Source organism: Gordonia sp. 135, from assembly GCF_009720185.1.
GTDB classification, from domain to species: Bacteria; Actinomycetota; Actinomycetes; order Mycobacteriales; family Mycobacteriaceae; genus Gordonia; species Gordonia alkanivorans.
In genome coordinates this window covers 929,941-949,118 of sequence record NZ_CP046257.1, presented here as the reverse complement: position 1 = coordinate 949,118, position 19,178 = coordinate 929,941, and the positions used below count along the sequence as shown (strand labels likewise).

Genomic DNA, 19,178 nt, shown 5'->3' with positions numbered 1-19,178 from the left:
AATGTCTACCTTCCTGCGGGAATGAGTGCCAGCTGACGCGACTGGGCGACAACTGTCCCGGTCGAGTCCACCACGAGATGATCCTCTTCGAACATTCCGGGCCCGACCTCGGTACTCGTCGCGGCGAACCGCAGCCATCCCGGCGCGGGATGCCGACGCACGTAGGTGGTCAGCTGCACGGTCGGCGCCCAGCCGAACATCGCGAGGTTGAAGACCACCGGCGGCGAGATGTCGCACACCAGGACCGCGAAGTACTCGTCGGGATCGAGGCCCTTCGGACGAATCCACCCGCGCACGAGCGGCTCACCGGTCTCGCCGCGGACCATCGGGAACGTCTCGGCGTCGAGGACCAGGTCGACCGCCGCACCGAGATGGTTGATCTCGGCGATCGGCGAACCGTCCAGCGAGATCCCGGTCGACGGTGGTTCGGCGGGCGTGCCGTCGAGCACGTTGGGGCCGGAGTGATGCGGGGTCCCGGAGTCGGGGCGGGCCATCGTCACCGACGAGGACACGACCGTGCGACCCTGCTGGACCGCGTCGACCTGGAGGACCGTGACGGTCCGGCCGCGTTTGCGCACAGAGATCGCGAGGTCGACGTCGGCGGCGTCGGGTGCGGTGAGGTAGTCGCTGGCGATGGCGACCGGGATCATCGCGGCCGCCGCGTCGGTGGCCTTCGTGTCGCCGTCCTTCGTGTCACCGTCCGGTCGCGGGGCCGGGGTGAGGGCGGTCAGTGCGGTGCGCGCCGCCTTCGCCACCACCATCTGCAGGCTTCCGCCGTGCACCTTGGGTCCGATGGTGAAGGTCTCGTCGATGTGCGCTCGCAAGGTGATGGAGTCGGGACCACCGCGCTCCACCTCGGTCAGCGCCAGTACCTCGGTGATCTTGCTGGTCATCGTCCCGCTTTCGTCGTGCCGACCCCGACGCCGGCGGAAGACCGGGACGCGACGATCTCCGGGGTCAGGTGTCGAGCCGGCCGGCGCTCTCGGGGTGCAGCTCCCGTTTGAGATGCTGCCGCGCAAAATCTAGCGAACGCGCGAGCAGTGCACTGCGTTCGGGCTTGGTGCGTGCGCTGCCCGTGGTGACCTCCAGCACGACCGCACCGGCGAAGTCGCTCTCCGCGATTCGACGGCACACCTCGGCGCACGGTTGTCCGCCGTCACCGGGGATGAGGTGTTCGTCGGTGGCGGCGCCGTGACCGTCCGCGAGATGCAGATGGTTGAGGTTCGGTCCCATGCGATCGAGCAGGTCGAGGGCGTCTACACCGGCCGTCGCGGTGTGCGACAGGTCGAGCGTGTAGTTCGAGTACCCGTCGTCGGTGGGGTCGATCGACTTGCCGAACGCCGAGGCGGCGAGACCGGGCCCACCGCCACGTTTCTGGAGGCGGCGTACGGATGGCTCGCGCGAGCCGAAGAAGCGGTCCGCCCGCATCGGGAACATGTTCTCCACGGCGATGGCGACGCCGCTGTCGTCCTCGAGCTCGCCGACGAGGTCGTCGAAGGCCGACACGTAGCCGCGCTGCCAGCGGAACGGTGGGTGCACCACGACGGTCGACGCGCCGAGGTCCTCGGCCGCCTGCACCGATCGTGCGAGCTTCACGACCGGGTCGCGACCCCACACCCGCTGGGTGATCAACAGGCACGGGGCATGGATGGACAGCACCGGCACCTGGTAGTGGTCCGACAGGTATCCCACGCGTCGGATGTCTTGGCTGACCGGGTCGCCCCAGACCATCAGCTCGACACCGTCGTAGCCGAGGTCCGCGGCGTAGGCGAAGGCCGCCTCGGTGTTCTGCGGATAGACCGAGGCGGTCGACAGACCGATGGGTATCTCCGGTCTGGGGAGCGGAGTCGTCCCGGGCGTCGTCACGTGGCCAGCAGTACCAGTGGACCGATGGTCACCAACAGGCCGACCCCCAACGCGAGCAGCGTCGTGGTCAGGTCCTTGGTGCGCCGCACCACGTGCGACAGCGTGACGATCCCGAAGATCACCAGGACCGCAAGGACCAGCGCGAAGTACGGGTTCCAGCGCCACAGTTCGGTGAAGCCCCAGAACAGGCCGATACCGACGACCAGACCCACGACCGCCTGACCGAAGATCAGGAGCCACGCGGCGGCCGGGGACCTCTCGTCCTCGGTGTCGGCTTCCCTGGTCTCGGCTTCCCTGGTCTCGGCTTCGTCGGTCTCGGCTTCGTCGGCCTCACCGACGCTGACCGCGGGCTTCGCGGCCTCCTCCAGCTCAGGCGGCGTCGTACCGGCGACGGTGGCGGTGTCCTCCGCCGGCCCGTCGGCGACACTGCCGGGGGTCTCGTCGAGGTCGGCGGTCTCCGCGAGGCGGGCGGTGTCGGGCTTGTCGACGGGCTCGGGTTCCGCGGCCGGCTCGGGAGTCTCGCGAGGCTGGTCGTCCTCCTCGTCGACGACCGGCGCCGACCACGCCTCGGTGTCGTACCACTGGGCCGACGCCTGCCATGCCTCTGTCTCGTCGGTCTCTGCGGGACGGGTCTCCTCGACGCGGGTGTCCCCCGCTGCCGCCTCGTCGTGGGCGGCGTCCCCCGGGGACGCGATCGGCTCGATGATCTCGGTCGGGTTCTCGTCGTCACGTGCCCGTGCTGCGGCGGCTCGTGCGCGACCACCCGGCGCGGACGACGTCGCGGAATCCGTGCCGGTCGTCGAGGCGGCGGCCGAAGCGGCTGTTCCCGCGGCGGCGCCGGCCGCTTTGCGGCTGAACAGCTTGCGTGCGAGCCCGCCGAGCGCCTTGGCGCCCTTCTTCGGCCCACTCGTACCGGCCGCCGGCCGGGCACCGGTGTCGGTGTCGCCCTCCACGTCGGCGAAGTTGCGGTAGGCATCGAAGTCCATGACGTCGGAGAACCCGGCGTCGGCCCGCTCGCGCGGATCGGAACCCGAGTCGACCTCGTTGAGGTCATAGGTCACCACGTCGTCGGATTCGACGACGACGAGACCCTCGTCGGAACCTTCCACGACCGGGATGATGCCGGTGACCGCGTTCGCCGACTCCTCGTCGACGGGTTCCGAGTCGCGCGGCGGGCTCATGCGCCGGGCGACGGAATCCGAGCTGAAGTCACGGGTGGCCGGCGGTGCCTCGCCGTAACCGGGCATACCGCTGGCGTTGCGACCGGACGATGCGAACGGCCGGTCCGGGCGGGACCGGTCGGCGACCGGGCGGTCGTCGGCGGCGCGACGCGCGACGGGGTTCCCCGACCGCGGGAACGGACCGCTCGGGCTCTCGGTCCTCGCCGACGATTCGGGTGCGGAAGGTTCCGATGCGGACGGTTCCGGGGTCGATGCGGTCTCGGCCGGCTCGGCCTCCGGCTGCTCGACCTCGGCGGTCTTCGCCTGGGGCGCTTCGACCTCGGACGCCTCCACCACTGCGGGTTCGGTCTGCGCGGACGCGTTCTCGTCCGCAGAAGCGGGTTTCTCGTCGGCCTGCGTGGCGGGCGCGTCGGTGATCTTCGGGATCTCGCCGGTCAGTTCGGACACCGAGACCGAGCCGTCGCGACCTGCGCGTCGCCGCCCGCGACCGTCACGCCGCGTGGGCGTCGTGCCGCCGGCCGCCTGCGACCGGGCGAGTAGTTCCGATACCGAAATGGGTCGAGATTCGGGTTCCGAATCCTTCGACATGAAGTGGCTCTCCGTCCTCGAACGTCACCGGATGCCGGTCGAGCGCATCCGCTTGGGTACCTCTCGGCGCTCGTGGACGCACCGTCGACCGTCTCCCCCATCCCGCGCGCCCGTGGGCGTCGCAGACCGGATCAGCCGACGCCGCCCCGGGCGCCAGTCGTCTGTGAGGGCTCGAACGAGTCGGCTGGTTCCGCATCGAGTCGACGCAAGATAACACCCTCCCGCAGAGCCCACGGACAGATTTCCAGTGTATCGACTTGGAGGGCCCGCATAGCCGCCTCCGCCACGAGCGCGCCGGCGACCAGCTGACCGGCACGATCGGCGCTGACGCCTTCCAGTTCGGCGCGGTCGGAGCGGGTCATGCGGGAGATGAAGGAGATGAGCTGACGGAGTCCGCTCGTCGTCAGCTCGCGCCGGACACGGGGGCCCGCGCTCGACGGTGCCGCGCCGGTCAGGCGGGCGAGGCTGCGGAAGGTCTTCGAGGTGCCGACACACAGGTCGGGTGCGCCGGGCGCGAGGAGCTCCCTGGCGGGGGCGCGCAGTTCCGCGTCGAGCCAGTCCCGCAGCACACCGATCCGACGCCGGTCCGGCGGGTCGTCGGGCAACCAGTCGCGGGTGAGTCGTCCGGCGCCGAGCGGCAGCGACAGCGCGACGTCGGGTTCCTCGTCGACGCCGTTGGACATCTCCAGCGAACCGCCGCCGATGTCGAGGGCGAGGATGCGTCCCGCGCTCCACCCGCGCCAGCGTCGGACGGCGAGTGAGGTGAGCCGCGCCTCGTCGCGCCCGGACAGGACCGTGATACGCACCCCGGTGCGCTGCTCGACCTCGTCGAGCAGATCGTCGGAGTTGGTGGCGTCGCGGACCGCCGACGTTGCGAAAGCCATCATCTGCTCGCATCCGGAGGTGCCGGCGATGTGGGTGAACTCCGTGACGGAGTCGATCAGCTTGGACACCGCCTTGTCGCTCATCCGCCCGTCGGCGTCGATCTGTTCGGCGAGGCGCAGAACGGCCTTGGTCGAACTCATGGGCGTCGGGTGGCCACCGCGATGGGCGTCGACCACCAGGAGGTGAACAGTGTTGCTGCCCACGTCCAGAACTCCTAAGCGCACGCGTCAACGGTAGTGCAGGCTCCGTGTCGGCACGATCCCGGCTACCGTTGTGGTCGTGACCGCACTCTCGCCGTCCGCGCCACGAATCACGCCCGCCCCGGAGGTCGAACTCGACTTTCCGCGTGAATGGTACGAATTCGTCGATCCGGCCGATCCCGAACACTTCATCAGAGCTGACCTCACCTGGCTGCTGTCGCACTGGACGTGCGTCTTCGGCACCCCGGCCTGCCAGGGCATCCTGCCCGGACGCGAGACCGACGGCTGCTGCAGCCACGGCGCCTACCTGTCCGACTCCGACGATCGGGAACGTCTCGCCCACGGCGTCTCCATGCTCACCCCGGAGGACTGGCAGTTCTACAAGAAGGGCTCGGGCAAGAACCCGCTCGGCCCCAAGGGGTATCTCGAGGAGGGCGACCTCGACGACGAGCCGGCGCTCAAGACGCGACTCCACAAGGGCGCGTGCATCTTTCTGAATCGTCCGGGCTTCGAGGGCGGCGTCGGATGCGCACTGCATTCGATGGCCCTGCGCAAGGGACTCGAACCGCTGACCGTCAAGCCCGACGTGTGCTGGCAGCTGCCGGTGCGCCGTGAGCAGGACTGGGTGGAACGGCCCGACGGCACCCAGATCCTGCAGACCACGATCACCGAGTTCGACCGTCGCGGATGGGGCGAGGGCGGCCACGACCTCAAGTGGTACTGCTCGGGTTCACCCGACGCCCACGTCGGCGCGAAGCAGGTGTGGGAGTCCTATGCGCCCGAGCTGACCGAGCTCCTCGGCGCCCCCGCCTACGAGGCACTCGCGGCCGCCTGCCGGCGCCGTAAGGGTCTGGGGCTCATCGCCGTTCACCCGGCGACCACCGCCGCAACCGCACGCCGCGAGACCGACGTCAAATACGAGCTGCAGCCGCCGGAGTGAGCCGGGTGCGCGGGAGACCGCGCACCCGTTTCAGGCCTCGATCTTGTACCCGAGACCGCGGACCGTGATGAGGTGTTTGGGGCTGGCCGGGTCCGGCTCGATCTTGGAGCGCAGGCGTTTGACGTGCACGTCGAGGGTCTTGGTGTCGCCGACGTAGTCCGCTCCCCAGACCCGGTCGATCAGCTGCCCGCGGGTCAGCACGCGGCCGGCATTGCGCAGGAGATACTCGAGAAGATCGAACTCCTTGAGCGGCAACGTGATCGGCTCGCCGTTGACCGCCACGGTGTGTCGTTCCACGTCCATCCGGACCGGGCCCGCCTCGACGACACCGAGATCGAGGTCGTCGTCGCCGGCGTCCGCCCCGCGGCGCAGGACCGCCCGGATGCGGGCGATGAGCTCCCGCGCCGAATACGGCTTGGTCACGTAGTCGTCGGCGCCCAGCTCCAGTCCGACGACCTTGTCGATCTCGGTGTCCCGGGCAGTCACCATGATCACCGGCACGTTCGACCGGGCACGCAGGGCCTTGCAGATCTCCGTCCCCGACATCCCGGGGAGCATCAGATCGAGAAGGACGATGTCGGGGCTGACGCGGTCGAAGGCGGGCAACGCCTGGGCACCGTCGTTGACGATGCTGGCCTCGAACCCCTCCTTGCGCAGCAGAAAGGCCAGCGGATCGGCCAGCGATTCCTCGTCCTCGACGATCAGCACGTGGGTCAACTCTCGGATTCCTTGTCGTCAGCGGACCAGCCCACGTCGGACAGGTCCTCGGGGATACACAAAGTGAAGGTGGAGCCCGTACCGGGTTCGCTCCACAGATTGATCGTGCCGCCGTGGTTGGCGGCCACGTGTTTGACGATCGCCAGGCCCAGACCGGTGCCACCGGTCATCCGCGACCTCGCCTGGTCGACCCGGAAGAAGCGCTCGAAGACACGCTGCTGGTCGGCGCGGGCGATGCCGATACCGCGGTCGGTGACGGCGATCGCCACCATGGGACGGCCGTCGATCCGGATGATGCGTCGGCTGATCGAGACGACGGTGTCGGCGGGCGAGTAGGCGATGGCGTTCGAGATGAGGTTGTTCAGGGCAGTCAACAGCAGCAGCCGGTCGCCGCGGATCGTCGCGCCCAGCGGATCGTCGGAACGCAGTTCGATCGACGCCGCCTCGGCGGTGAGCGTCGCCGCGGCGAGGGCGTCGTCGACCAGTTCGTCGACGTCGATCGGGGTGAACTCGGGGGTGTCGCCGTCCTGCAGGCGCGACAGCGCGAGCAGCTCACTCACCAGCCTGCCCATACGTTTGGTCTCCCCCACAACCCGCTGGCCGAAGTGCTGGACCGATTCGACGTCGTCGGACGATTCCAGGAGAGCCTCGGCGAGCAGCCCGATCGCGCCGACCGGTGTCTTGAGTTCGTGCGACACGTTCGCCACGAAGTCGCGGCGGGTGGCCTCGAGACGCTTGTGTTCGGTGTCGTCGAGGCCGTAGACCACGGCGTACCGCTCGTCGTCCTGCGCCACCACCTTGGCCAGGCAGCGCACATGTTCGACGGTCGGCCGCGGGGTGCGGCCGGTGGAGACGAAGCCGAGGGTCGAGGTGGGTGGACTGAACTCGAAGTTCTGCTCGACGCCGGTGTCGAGGACGTCCTTGACGGCATCCCAGACGGGGTCGGCGAGCAACATGTCGCGGACGATCCCCAGTTCGACAGCCCGGTGATTGAACATCACGACGTCGCGGAACTCGTCGACCACCGCAACGGCGGTCGACGAGTTGCGAACGACCATGCTCAGCAGGCCGGCCTTGGTCATCCGGCCGTCGGCGGTCGTCGACGCGACATCGGAATCGCGGATCTCGGCCGAGGCGGGCACAGCCCTCGGGACCTGCGCGCGGTCGGTGGCCGGGACGGGCAGGGCCGCGGCGCCGGAGGCGTCGGATTGCATGGACGTGCTACCCCGGCCGAACAAGGAGCCGAGCGAGAAGCGTCGGGGCCACCGGGAGGCGCCGAGACAGCGACCCAGGATGACTCCGAGGATGAGCGCGAGTACGAACGCGATCGTCGCGGCTGAGATTGCGGCGGTCACAGGCCCAGCTTACGGCGGAACCAACGCGAGTTGCACACGTGTCGCAGCTGTTGGGCAGCTGTTCACGTGCCGTTCGCCGAAGGCCTTGCGGCCGCCGGGTCGGACCGTCGGCGGGTGGAGCCCACGCCGGCGGCGCGGATCACTGGGGGACCGGCACCGCCATGTCGGCGAACTCCGGATGGAGCTGGATGAAACGCTGTACATACGAGCAGACCGGCACGACCTGCTTGCCACTCGCCCGGATGTCCTCGAGGACGAACCGAACCAGTTGTCCCGCATAGCCGTGCCCGCTGTATTGCTCGCGGATCACTGTGTGCGTGAGCACGACCTGATACGGCTCGGAGACATAGTCGAGGTACCCGACCACCTCGTCCTCGCCGAAGGAATCGGAGGCGAGCATCGCCTCATACCGTTCCCGAGCAGGTGAATGATCGATCCGCAGGGTGCCCACATCCGCCATAGCGTCTAATGTAGCGCGCGTCACACCCAAGAAGCTATGACGATTATGTTACGCGCTCACCGCCCGGCGTCTGCGGGCGGCGAAGGCGTGTCGGAGAGGCTACTTCTGGCCCTGGGCCGCCACCGCGGCCGCGCCGGCCGCGGCCGCCTCGGGGTCGAGGTAGGTGCCGCCCGGGTTCAGAGGCTTGAGGTTCTCGTCGAGGTCGTACCGCAGCGGGTTGCCGGTGGGGATGTTCAGACCCGCGATGTCCTCGTCGGAGATGCCGTCGAGGTACTTGACGAGCGCCCGGAGCGAGTTGCCGTGGGCGGCGACGAGCACGGTCTTGCCTGCCTGGATGTCGGCGGCGATCGTCTCGGTGAAGTACGGGATCATCCGCGCCACGACGTCCTTGAGGCACTCGGTCAGCGGCACCTCGTCGAGGTCGGCGTAGCGCGGGTCGCCGACCTGGCTGTACTCGGCGTCGGGCTCGATGGCCGGCGGCGGGGTGTCGTAGCTGCGACGCCACAGCATGAACTGCTCCTGGCCGTACTTCTCCAGGGTGTCGGCCTTGTCGAGGCCCTGGAGCGCACCGTAGTGACGCTCGTTCAGACGCCAATCGCGGACCACCGGGATCCAGTGGCGGTCGGCGGTGTCGAGAGCGATCTGCGCCGTCGAGATGGCGCGTCGCAGCAGCGAGGTGTACAGGACGTCGGGCAGCAGATCGTGCTCGACGAGCAGCTCACCGGCCCGTACGGCCTCGGCCTTGCCCTTGTCCGTGAGCGCCACGTCCACCCATCCGGTGAACTGGTTGGACGCATTCCATTCGCTCTCGCCGTGACGCATCAGGATCAGGGTGCCGTTGCTCATGGGCGATAGTTTCGCACAGTCGCGCCGAGGCCTCTTCCCACCGCCCGGCCATTTGACGTCCGACGCCTCCATTCGCCCGGCGACCCCCACATCCGAGGTCTAGCGTTGTCGCATGACAGCCAGCACGAACGCCGGCGAGACCGGCAAGAATGCGGAACAGCAGCCCGAACTCAAACGCGTACTGGGTTGGAAGCTGCTGCTCCTGTTCATCGTCGGCGACATCCTCGGCACCGGCGTCTATGCGCTGACCGGCCAGGTGGCCGGCGAGGTCGGGGGCGCGGCGTGGCTGCCGTTCCTCATCGCCTTCGCCGTTGCGACGCTCACCGCGTTCTCCTACCTCGAACTGGTGACCAAGTACCCGCAGGCCGCCGGGGCAGCGCTCTACGTGCACAAGGCCTTCGGCATCCACTTCATCACCTTCATCGTGCTGTTCACGGTGATGTGCTCGGGCATCACGTCGGCGACCACGGCCTCCCGCGCGTTCGCGGTGAACATGCTGACCGCGTTCCGCGGCGAGTCCCCCGACGCCACGAACCCCGCCCTGTACGCGGTGGCCGTCGGTTTCCTGCTGCTCGTCATGTTCATCAACTTCCGCGGCGTCGCCGAGGGCGTCGGCACCAACGTCGTCCTGACCCTCGTGGAGCTGACCGGTCTGCTGCTCGTGCTGTTCATCGGCTACTGGTTCATCGTCGGCGGCAACGCCGAGCACTGGGATGCGGTGGTGGCCTTCGAGAGTCCCGACGACAAGAACGTCTTCATCGCGGTGACGGCCGCGACCTCGTTGGCCTTCTTCGCTCTTGTCGGCTTCGAGGACTCGGTGAACATGGCCGAGGAGTGCAAGGAGCCGACCCGCATCTTCCCGAAGGTCATGCTGAGCGGCCTGGGTATCACCGCCGCGATCTACGTCCTCATCGCGATCTGCGCGGTGGCGATCGTGCCCGTCGGCGTGCTGGCCGAGAGCGAGACCCCGCTCGTCGACGTCGTCCAGGCCGCGGCACCGAACTTCCCGATGTCGGATCTGCTGCCGTGGATCTCGATGTTCGCGGTCGCCAACACCGCCCTGATCAACATGATGATGGCGAGTCGTCTGCTCTACGGCATGGCCAGACGAGGCGTGCTGCCCAAATTCCTGTCGTATGTGCACCCGGGACGCCGGACCCCGTTCGCGGCGGTCATCTTCACCACGGTCATCGCGCTGTTGCTGCTCACCTACGTGAGCTCCGACCCGAAGAGCTCCATCGTCGGACTCCTCGGCGGCACCACTGCACTGCTGCTGCTCGCGGTGTTCACGGTCGTCAACGTATCGGTGCTGGTGCTCCGCCGGGACACGGTGGAGCACAAGCACTTCCGCACCTCGACACCGGTCGCCGTGCTCGGTGCCGTCACGTGCGGATACCTCACCCTGCCGGTCACCGGCCGCGATCCCGAGCAGTATGTGATCGCCGGCTGGCTGTTGCTGATCGGCGTACTCCTGTGGGCGCTGACCTATTGGTGGAACAGACGCGCCGGCGACCATGCGATCAGCTACGACGAGGTGCCGCCGCATCAGATGAATTGACGGCCTCGAGGAGAGCCCGGAAATGAAGCGACCCCCGACCAGGTGATCACCTGGTCGGGGGTCGTATCTGGTAGCGGGGACAGGATTTGAACCTGCGACCTCTGGGTTATGAGCCCAGCGAGCTACCGAGCTGCTCCACCCCGCGTTGCAAGGAGCAACACTATCCGCGGGGTGCGTCCTGCACCAAATCGGCAGCTCGGACGGGTCCTTGTCCTGCGCCCGGACCTACTTGCGCAGGTCCTTGCGGAGGATCTTGCCCGACGCCGACTTCGGGATCGCCTCGATGAACTCCACCGCACGAACCTTCTTGTGCGGGGCCACCTTCGACGCCACGAACTCCATCACCTCGTCAGCGGTCAGCTCCGCCTCGGGCTGCCGGACCACGAACGCCTTCGGGATCTCCTCCCCCGACTCCGCATCGATCACACCGATGACCGCCGAGTCCGCGATCTTGTCATGGGTCAGCAGCAGGGCCTCCAACTCCGCCGGCGGCACCTGGTAGCCCTTGTACTTGATGAGCTCCTTGAGCCGATCGACGATGTAGACACACCCCGTCGGATCGACCTGCGCCATGTCACCGGTGTGCAGAAAACCGTCGGCATCGATGGTGTCGGCGGTGGCCTGCTCGTTGTTGAGGTAACCGAGCATCACGTTCGGCCCCTTCACCCACAGCTCACCCGGCTCCGAGAGCCCTTCCTGCGGAAGAGGGATGTCCTCACCGGTGGCGGGATCGACGACCTTGTTCACCGTGTTCGGCACCGGCCAGCCCGTCGACGACAGCGGCGGATCCTCACGCCCCAGCGTGGCCTGGGTGTCGAAGGGGATGATGTGCGAGACCGGGGACAGCTCGCTCATGCCGTAGCCCTGCAACATGTGCAGGTCCAAACGCTTGGCCACGGCCTGACCCAGCTCGTCGTCGAGCGGGGCCGCCCCCGACATCATCGTGTGCAGCGAAGACAGGTCGTAGTTGTCCACGATCGGGTGCTTCGCGAGCGCCACCGCGACCGGCGGCGCGATGTAGGCCATCGTCACCTTGTGGTTCTGGATGTTCTCCAAGAACTCCACCAGGTCGAATCGCGGCATGATGACCAGCGAACCGCGAGCCGCGAGAGCCGCGTTGAGCAGCACCGTCATTCCGTAGATGTGGAAGAACGGCAGCACCGCGATCACCACATCGTCGGCGGTCATGCCCTGCAACGGCTTCAGCTGGGCGACGTTGGCGACCAGGTTGCGGTGAGACAGCGCAACACCCTTGGGGTTCCCGGTCGTTCCCGAGCTGTAGGGCAACACCGCCACATGGGTGGCGGGGTCGAAGGAGACGTCCGGCGCGGGCAGGTTCGGACCCAGCAGATCCACCGCGTTCGGGTGACCCGAGGCGTCCTGCCCCTCACCGTCGAGGACGATGAGGCTCTCCGCGGCCAGCCCCACCTCGTCGGCGGCCGCCTTGGCCTGCTCGAACATCGGCGAGATGGTGACCAGCATCTTGGCGCCGGAATCCCGGAGTTGCTTGGCGATCTCAGTCGCGGTGAACAGCGCATTGATCGTCGTCGCCGTCGCGCCCGCGCGCAGGATGCCATGGAACACGGTCGCGAACGCCGGGATGTTCGGCGAGAGGATGCCCACCACGTCCCCGACCCCGATCCCCCGCGACGCCAAGGCGCCGGCCGCGGCCTCGATCTGGCCGATCAGCTGGCCGTAAGTGGTCGTCGAACCCGACTTCGGGTCCACCAGGGCGATCCGTTCGCGGTCCTCGTCGGCGACCGACCCGAACAGGTAGTCGAAGACACTCACATCGGGGATCTCGACGTCGGGGAAAGGACTGGTGAAGCTCATGGCACCTCCGGTGATGGGTCGGTTCTGCCCGCACACCGTATCAACAATCGTTGCCGCGGTGTGACCTGGACCTCTCCATCCAATCAAACTCCCCCGGCCCGGTGGGACACCACCTACAAGAACCGCCCCTCGAATCGACCCCAGATCGCGGCCACCGACGATATATGTCTGCGAGCAGCTGCCCAGGGCGGTTGGTCGGGAGCGTTTCTCAGTCGTCGGACGCAGGCTCGTCGCTGGAGGTCTGTGCGCCCTCGACGACGGACTCGCCTGGGACGTAACGTCCTTCGAGCGGGGCGCCGGCCTCGGGCAGCGCCTCCTTGTCGATGAGGTGCTCGAAGGCCAGGAGGTTCCGCAGGGATTCACCGCGCGACACGCGCCAGGCCCACTCGCGCTGGATCGAGGAGAGGAAGCCGAGTTCGAGCAGGGTGTTGAAGTCGCCGTCTGCGGCCTCCAGTACCTGCCCGAGGACGCGGTCGAGTTCGTCGGAGCCGAGTGCGTCGGCCGAGATCCGGCCGACGAGGTAGATGTCGCCGGTGTTGTCGATGGTGTAGGCGACGCCGAACAGCCGACGGTTCCGCTTGAGCAGGTATTTGTAGACGCCCGCGTGGTTCTCGTCGGGTCGGCGGCACACGAAGGCCTCGACCCTGACCCCGTGTTCGCTGGCGGTGAGCAGGACCGTCGTCTTGAGCTTCTGCTCGCCCGGGAGTTCCAGGATGACGTGGTCGACGTCGGCTCCACCACCGCTCTTACGCGAGTAGGCGATCTCGTTCTCGGTCAGTGTCTTCTCGAGCAGGTCGACGACCTCGGTGCGACTCACGACATCCTCTCGGTGGGGAACGGGTACTGCGAGACCCTCAGACGGTCACCCGATTGCGCCGCCGACGCCAGCGCCGGCGAGCCCGGGCGGGGCCGCCCGGTGTCTGTGCCGCCGCCTGCTCGGCGTCTCGGTGGGCGGCATCGGTCTGAGCGGCGAAGGACTCCATCGCCCAGCGGTAGCTCTCGATCAGCTGGTCCACCGTGTGCTCCCAGGAGAACTTCTCGGCGTGGCGTCGGGCGTTGCGGCCGAGTTCGGCCAGCCGATCGGGTTGCGCCAGAAGCTTTTCCAGTGCATTCGTCCAGTCGCCGGGCACATGACCATTGACCAGCACACCGGTGCGTCCGTCGTCGACGGCGACGCCGAGACCACCGACATCGGCGGCGATGACCGGCGTCCCGCAGGCCTGCGCCTCGATGGCCACGAGACCGAAACTCTCGGAATGACTGGGCACCGCGACCAGGTCCGACGCGCGGTACACCTGGACGAGCCGATCCGACGGCTGCGGCGGGAGGAAGGTGACGGACTCGGAGATCCCCAGTTCGGCTACCTGATCCATGAGCGCGGTGGGGCGTTGCAGTCCGGAACCCGACGGCCCGCCGACGATCAGGAGTCGCAGCTTCCGCCCGGACCCGACTTCTTTGATCAGCGGCGCGATCGCGGCGACCAGGAGATCGGGAGCCTTGAGCGGCTGGATCCGTCCCACGAACGTCACGATCGTCTCGTCGGGATCGAGGCCGAGGACCGACCTGGCCTCGGCCGACGAGCCGGGCGTGTAGCACTCGAGGTCGGCGCCCGGCGTGACCACGTCGATGCGGTCGGCGTCCGCGTCGTACATCGAGAGAAGTTCTGCCGCTTCGGTTTCGGTGTTCGCGACCAGCCGGTCGGCCTCGCCCACCACCTGCTGCTCGCCGATGACGCGCAGTTGCGGCTCGGCGGTGTCACCCTCTGCGAGGGCGGCGTTCTTGACCGCGGCGAGAGTGTGGGCGGTGTGCACCAGCGGCACGCCCCAGCGGTCGCGCGCCAGCCAGCCGACCTGCCCCGACAACCAGTAGTGCGAGTGGATCACGTCGTAGTGGCCCGGCGCCTGCGCCGCCTCGGCGCGCAGCACTCCCGCGGTGAACGCGCAGAGCTGGGCGGGGAGGTCTCGCTTGTCGAGACCCTCGAAAGGCCCGGCGATCACGTGGCGGACGGTGACCCCCGGCGCGGCCGCGACCGACGGCGCGTCGGACGACGAGGTCGCCCGGGTGAAGATCTCGACCTCGATGCCGCGTCGGGCCAGCCGGATCGCCGTCTGCCAGACGTAGACGTTCATCCCGCCCGCGTCGCCGGTACCCGGCTGCGCCAACGGCGAGGTGTGCACGGAGATCAGCGCAACACGCCGCGGCAACGGGCTGGAGGTCATGGTCTCCACCTTAGAGAAATGGCGCAGACGGTGGCGCGCGCCCTCCGCGTCGACCAGCGCACACCGCAGTTCTCCCGCGGCTTCGCGTCGGGCCCGGCCATCCCCTACACTGTTTTCGGTAACGATTGTCATTTGCGTAAAGGGTGTCATGAGGAAAACGCTTCTCGCCGCGGCCGGAGTCCTGTCCGCCGCCGCGCTGGTGCTGGCCGGCTGCTCGAGCGACTCCGGAAACGGTGACGGCACCCCGACCGTGGTCACGTCGACCAACGTCTGGGGCGCGGTCGCCTCGGCCGTCGCCGGCGACAAGGCGACCGTCGCCTCCGTCTACACCAGCACCGAGGGCGACCCCCACGAGTTCGAGCCGTCCGCCGCCGACACCGCGACGATCGCCGACGCCGACATCCTCGTCATGAACGGCGGCCACTACGACGCCTACATGGAGCAGGCCGCGAAGTCCTCGGGCGCGACCGTCGTCGACGCCTACGCCCTCACCCGCAGCGACGACCATGACGCGCACGATCACGATGCCGACGGACAGAGCGCAGACGACCACGCGGATCACGCCGATCACGACCACGGCGACGAGAACGAGCACGTCTTCTACGACCTGCCCGTCGTCGCGGAGGTCGCCGACAAGGTCGCCGACGCCCTCGCCGAGCAGGACCCGGAGAACGCGGGGACCTACCGCGCGAACGCCGAGACCTTCACCACCGGCATCGACGAACTGCGAGCCGAGGTCGCCAGCATCCGCAAGGCGCACGACGGCACGAAGGTGGCCCAGACCGAACCGCTCGCGGGGTACCTGCTCACCGAGGCCGGCCTGATCGACGCGGCTCCGGCCGGGTTCACCCAGGCCGTCGAGGAGGGCCAGTCGCCGTCCGCCGCGGACCGCGCGGCCATGCAGGATCTGCTCGCCTCCCGCGGCGCCGCCGTCCTGATCTACAACGTCCAGGCCGTCGACCCGGTGACCCAGGCGATGCTCGACGTCGCGAAGTCCGCGAAGGTGCCCGTGGTCGAGTTCACCGAGACCCTCCCGGACGGCGTCACCGACTACCTCGTCTGGCAGCGCGCACAGATCGACGCGCTCGCGACAGCCCTCGACGCCGAGAAGGGGTGACCGCGATGACGGCGGGAACCGACCCGGTGGTCACGTTCTCGGGTGCGCGACTCGGCTTCGGCGACCGCGTGCTCTGGGACGACCTCGACCTGACGATCCGACCGGGTGAGTTCGTCGCCGTGCTCGGCCCCAACGGGTCCGGGAAGACCTCGTTCCTGCGCGTCCTGTTACGTCAGTACTCACTCGACCGCGGCACCGTCACGACCACCGACAAGATCGGCTACATCCCGCAGCAGCACGCCGACGAGGGCGACCCGATGGCCCTCCGGGGCCGGGACCTGGTCGGTTTCGGCGTCGACGGCAACCGGTGGGGACTCGGACTGCGCGGGCGGTCCCGCCGCCGCGACCTCGTCGACCAGGCACTCGCCGCGGTGGACTCGCTCCCCTACGCCGACGCCCCGCTCGGTGTCCTCTCCGGAGGCGAACAGCAGCGGCTGCGCGTGGCCCAGGCGGTCGTGAGCGATCCCGACCTCCTGCTGTGCGACGAACCGCTGGCGAGCCTCGACCCGACCAACCAGCAGGTGGTCGTCGACCTCATCGACCAGCGCCGCAAGCAGGCGGGAACGGCGGTCGTGTTCGTCACGCACGAGATCAACCCGATCCTCCCCTACGTCGACCGCGTGCTCTATCTGGTCGGCGGACGGTTCCGCGTCGGCACACCCGACGAGGTGATGACCACGGAGACGCTCAGCGAGCTGTACGGCAGCGACGTCGAGGTGCTCCGGGTCAACGGTCGCCTCGTCGTGATCGGCGGCGAGGATGCACACCACTGCGTCGACATCGCCGAAACCGGGAGTCAGCCCCTATGAGCGTGACTCCGCTGGCCGCCGAACGTCAGTTCAGCGACCTCTGGGACTTCTCGACGACCATCGACCTGCTCGGCTACGACTTCATGCAGCAGGCGCTGCTCGCGATGGTCCTGCTCGGCCTGGTGGGCGGACTGCTCGGGCCGTTGATCGTCGCCCGGCAGATGTCGTTCGCGGTCCACGGCTGCAGTGAGCTGTCGGTGACGGGCGCGGCCGCGGCGTTGCTCGCCGGCGTCAGCGTGAACCTCGGCGGTGTCATCGGCGCAGTCCTCGCCGCGGCGGTCTTCGGCATCCTCGGCAACAAGGCCCGGGAACGCGATTCGGTGATCGGTGTCGTGATGGCGTTCGGCCTGGGCATCGGTGTCCTGTTCCTGGCCCTCTACGGCCGGATCGGCACCGGTTTCGCGCTGCTGACCGGACAGGTCGTGAGCGTCGGACTGAACGGCCTGGTCGCGATCACGATCACGACGGCCATCGTCGTCGCGGTGCTCGCGGTGATCTACCGGCCGCTGCTGTTCGCGTCGACCGATCCGCGCGTCGCACAAGCGCACGGCGTGCCCGTCCGGACGCTGTCCGTCGTCTTCGCGATCATCATGGGACTCGCGGCCGCCCAGGGCGTCCAGATCATCGGCGCGCTGCTGGTGATGTCGTTGCTGATCACCCCGGGTGCCGCCGCTGCACGGGTGACGGCCAACCCGATGCGGGCGCTGGTGCTGTCGGTCGTCTTCGCCGAGGTCGCCGCGGTCGGCGGCTTGTTGATGTCGCTCGCGCCGAAACTCCCGGTCTCGGTGTTCGTCACGATCATCTCGTTCGTGATCTACGTGGTCTGCCGCATCATCGGCTCGCGCCGCGTGCACACGACGCGCTAGTACTCCTCGGCGAATCCCGGATTGCATCGGGCGCCGATCATGTCCTCCTCGGGGACGACGGGCCGTCCGGGTTCCAGGTTCCAGCTCGGCTTCTCCGGTTCGATGATCCGCGCGAACCGCCAGTGACAGTCGAACTGTGCCTGCATGCCGGGGGTGTCGGCGTTCGCGTCGAGTCCGACGACCTCACGCCAGGCCGCGGCCATCGCCGCCGGGTCCTGCGTGTACCGACCCGAGGTCGTCGGGAAGACGGAGAGGCTCGGTCCCACTTCCGTCTCCGTCCACTCGACGTGGTCGATGAACGGCGGCCGATAGACCACCGTCGGAGTGGTCGACCTACTCGCGGGTCCCGGACCTGTCGTGATGGTGGACGTGGGGGCAGAATCCGTACTCACCTGAGTGGTCGTCGACGTCGCGCCGACCGACTCGCCGGCCTCGCCGGATTCCGCACTGCAACCCGCCAGGAACAACGTGGTCGAGACACCTCCCACTCCGGCCAGAGCACAGATTCGCGCCGTTGTCTTCCTGAAGCCTCCCGCGCTCATACGGCCACCGTAGGGCACGAGTAGCCTGCATCTGTGATTCACCGGCGAACATTCGGTCGGGCGGTGCGCACGGGGACGACCGTGCTCATCGTCACCGTGTTCGTCCTGCTCATCGGTCTCAGCGGGGGCGACCGCGATTCCGCACCGCACGCCGGTGACTCGACTCGTCCCCGCGTGCGCGCGACCTCGGACGGCCTCACCCTCGACGGGAAACCGTGGTGGCCGGTGGGTTTCAACGCCTACCAGCTGGGCACCGACTGGTCGGTGAACGTCGGCTGCGGCGCCGAGGTCGATCTCGATGCATACTTCGCGGCGTTGCCACCCGGGGCCCTGACGCGGTTCGACCTCTACTCGTCCTTCGCCTCCGACAAACACACGGGACTGCTGAACTTCGAACCACTGGACCGGGTCTTCGAAGCCGCGAAGCGCCACGCACAGCTGGTGCTGCCGGTCCTTGCCGGCGGCTCGGGGGACTGCGAGGACGGCAGGTTCAAGGAGCGGGCCTTCTATGTGGACGGGTGGCTGTCGAAGGGTGCCTCCGCGACGACCTCCCGAGGTCATCTGACGTATGCCCAATGGGTCGAGACCGCAGTGTCCCGCTGGCGTGACGAATCGTCGATCGTCGGATGGGAGCTCGTCGGCGAGCCCGAACCCGGAGTCTGCGGCAGATCCTGCGACTGGCGGCGACGCGTGTGTCCCGGCGATGCCACGGCCGTGTTGCGCTCGTTCTTCGACCGGGCCGGCGCGCATCTGCGATCGTTCGACGACTCGCGCCCGATCTTCTCCGGACTCGTGGGTGGCGACCAGTGCGGGATCGCCGGCGACGGTTACCTCGAGGTCGCTCGCTCCGACGGGATCGACGTCCTCGACTTCCACGACTACAGCTCCACCGACGACCCCGACCCCGGACCGCAGGGCAGCGACCTGTCGACCCGGATCGATCAGGCCCGACGACTCGGTAAACCGTTGGTGGTCAACGAGATCGGCATCGAAGCAGGTTCGTGCCTGTCCCTGGGGACCCGCGCCCGGCGCGTCGACGCCGCCATGTCCCGCCGGCGGGACGCCGGTGTCGCGGGCGTCCTGCTCTGGTCCTTCGTCCCCGACCCCCGCACCTCCGAATGCACCTACGACATCGGGCCGCGCGACCCCGCATGGGATGTGTTGCGCGCCAACGTCCCTCAGCCGACCGGCTGAGG

The 19,178-nt window shown here is 68.4% G+C and carries 18 protein-coding genes and 1 tRNA gene; 6 read left to right on the top strand and 13 right to left on the bottom strand.

The window, feature by feature from the left end:
• Positions 1-5: 5 nt before the first annotated feature.
• The 4 genes from GKZ92_RS04385 to GKZ92_RS04370 form a co-directional block, all read right to left on the bottom strand.
• The gene (locus GKZ92_RS04385) at positions 6-893 is read right to left on the bottom strand and encodes a thioesterase family protein (protein WP_155225023.1); all 888 of its coding nucleotides are present in this window, start codon (positions 891-893) and stop codon (positions 6-8) included.
• Positions 894-957: 64 nt separating this feature from the next.
• Entirely contained in the window at positions 958-1,866 is a 909-nt protein-coding gene (locus tag GKZ92_RS04380) for a sugar phosphate isomerase/epimerase family protein (protein WP_155225022.1), read from the bottom strand.
• On the bottom strand, positions 1,863-3,635 hold the full coding sequence (locus GKZ92_RS04375; RefSeq protein WP_155225021.1) for a hypothetical protein: 1,773 nt from the start codon (positions 3,633-3,635) through the stop codon (positions 1,863-1,865). Before GKZ92_RS04375 ends, GKZ92_RS04380 begins: the two co-directional genes overlap by 4 nt.
• Before the next feature lie 131 nt (positions 3,636-3,766).
• Positions 3,767-4,744: a Ppx/GppA phosphatase family protein gene (locus GKZ92_RS04370; protein ID WP_187346464.1), complete on the bottom strand. Its 978-nt coding sequence runs from the start codon at positions 4,742-4,744 to the stop codon at positions 3,767-3,769.
• A gap of 55 nt (positions 4,745-4,799) precedes the next feature.
• Between GKZ92_RS04370 and GKZ92_RS04365 the strand changes: the two genes are divergently transcribed.
• Positions 4,800-5,660, top strand: a complete 861-nt coding sequence (locus GKZ92_RS04365; protein WP_035752078.1) for a hypothetical protein — start codon at positions 4,800-4,802, stop codon at positions 5,658-5,660.
• 30 nt (positions 5,661-5,690) lie between these two features.
• Here GKZ92_RS04365 and GKZ92_RS04360 read toward each other — a convergent pair whose 3' ends face one another.
• The 4 genes from GKZ92_RS04360 to GKZ92_RS04345 form a co-directional block, all read right to left on the bottom strand.
• Positions 5,691-6,377: a response regulator transcription factor gene (locus GKZ92_RS04360; protein ID WP_006358524.1), complete on the bottom strand. Its 687-nt coding sequence runs from the start codon at positions 6,375-6,377 to the stop codon at positions 5,691-5,693.
• Positions 6,374-7,732 carry a sensor histidine kinase gene (locus tag GKZ92_RS04355; RefSeq protein WP_006358523.1) on the bottom strand — a complete coding sequence of 453 codons (1,359 nt, stop codon included), beginning with the start codon at positions 7,730-7,732 and terminating at the stop codon, positions 6,374-6,376. The genes GKZ92_RS04360 and GKZ92_RS04355 overlap by 4 nt, the downstream gene beginning before the upstream one ends.
• Positions 7,733-7,871: 139 nt before the next feature.
• Entirely contained in the window at positions 7,872-8,192 is a 321-nt protein-coding gene (locus GKZ92_RS04350) for a GNAT family N-acetyltransferase (protein WP_006358522.1), read from the bottom strand.
• A gap of 99 nt (positions 8,193-8,291) precedes the next feature.
• Positions 8,292-9,038: a phosphoglyceromutase gene (locus tag GKZ92_RS04345; protein ID WP_006358521.1), complete on the bottom strand. Its 747-nt coding sequence runs from the start codon at positions 9,036-9,038 to the stop codon at positions 8,292-8,294.
• A gap of 112 nt (positions 9,039-9,150) precedes the next feature.
• On the opposite strand from GKZ92_RS04345, the gene GKZ92_RS04340 reads away from it, so the two are divergent.
• Positions 9,151-10,596, top strand: coding sequence for an APC family permease (locus GKZ92_RS04340; protein WP_155225020.1), 1,446 nt, complete (start codon positions 9,151-9,153; stop codon positions 10,594-10,596).
• A gap of 68 nt (positions 10,597-10,664) precedes the next feature.
• Here the strand turns inward: GKZ92_RS04340 and GKZ92_RS04335 are convergent.
• The 4 genes from GKZ92_RS04335 to mshA form a co-directional block, all read right to left on the bottom strand.
• Positions 10,665-10,741: transfer RNA gene (locus GKZ92_RS04335), tRNA-Met, on the bottom strand.
• Positions 10,742-10,821: 80 nt separating this feature from the next.
• Positions 10,822-12,429 carry a 4-coumarate--CoA ligase family protein gene (locus GKZ92_RS04330; protein ID WP_006358519.1) on the bottom strand — a complete coding sequence of 536 codons (1,608 nt, stop codon included), beginning with the start codon at positions 12,427-12,429 and terminating at the stop codon, positions 10,822-10,824.
• Between the two features lie 208 nt (positions 12,430-12,637).
• Entirely contained in the window at positions 12,638-13,246 is a 609-nt protein-coding gene (locus GKZ92_RS04325) for a YbjN domain-containing protein (protein ID WP_006358518.1), read from the bottom strand.
• Positions 13,247-13,283: 37 nt separating this feature from the next.
• On the bottom strand, positions 13,284-14,648 hold the full coding sequence (gene mshA, locus GKZ92_RS04320; protein WP_035752079.1) for a D-inositol-3-phosphate glycosyltransferase: 1,365 nt from the start codon (positions 14,646-14,648) through the stop codon (positions 13,284-13,286).
• Between the two features lie 148 nt (positions 14,649-14,796).
• On the opposite strand from mshA, the gene GKZ92_RS04315 reads away from it, so the two are divergent.
• Genes GKZ92_RS04315 through GKZ92_RS04305 form a run of 3 tightly spaced genes read left to right on the top strand, consistent with a single transcriptional unit; the run spans position 14,797 to position 17,440 of the window.
• Entirely contained in the window at positions 14,797-15,765 is a 969-nt protein-coding gene (locus tag GKZ92_RS04315) for a metal ABC transporter solute-binding protein, Zn/Mn family (protein ID WP_006358516.1), read from the top strand.
• A 5-nt stretch (positions 15,766-15,770) separates the two neighbouring features.
• Positions 15,771-16,574, top strand: coding sequence for a metal ABC transporter ATP-binding protein (locus tag GKZ92_RS04310; protein WP_006358515.1), 804 nt, complete (start codon positions 15,771-15,773; stop codon positions 16,572-16,574).
• Positions 16,571-17,440: a metal ABC transporter permease gene (locus GKZ92_RS04305; protein WP_006358514.1), complete on the top strand. Its 870-nt coding sequence runs from the start codon at positions 16,571-16,573 to the stop codon at positions 17,438-17,440. The genes GKZ92_RS04310 and GKZ92_RS04305 overlap by 4 nt, the downstream gene beginning before the upstream one ends.
• On the opposite strand, the gene GKZ92_RS04300 is transcribed toward GKZ92_RS04305, so the two are convergent.
• Positions 17,437-17,982 carry a DUF2599 domain-containing protein gene (locus tag GKZ92_RS04300; protein ID WP_035751768.1) on the bottom strand — a complete coding sequence of 182 codons (546 nt, stop codon included), beginning with the start codon at positions 17,980-17,982 and terminating at the stop codon, positions 17,437-17,439. The two genes, GKZ92_RS04305 and GKZ92_RS04300, sit on opposite strands and share 4 nt — an antisense overlap.
• A gap of 63 nt (positions 17,983-18,045) precedes the next feature.
• Between GKZ92_RS04300 and GKZ92_RS04295 the strand changes: the two genes are divergently transcribed.
• Positions 18,046-19,176: a beta-mannosidase gene (locus GKZ92_RS04295; RefSeq protein ID WP_230461895.1), complete on the top strand. Its 1,131-nt coding sequence runs from the start codon at positions 18,046-18,048 to the stop codon at positions 19,174-19,176.
• Positions 19,177-19,178: the final 2 nt, after the last annotated feature.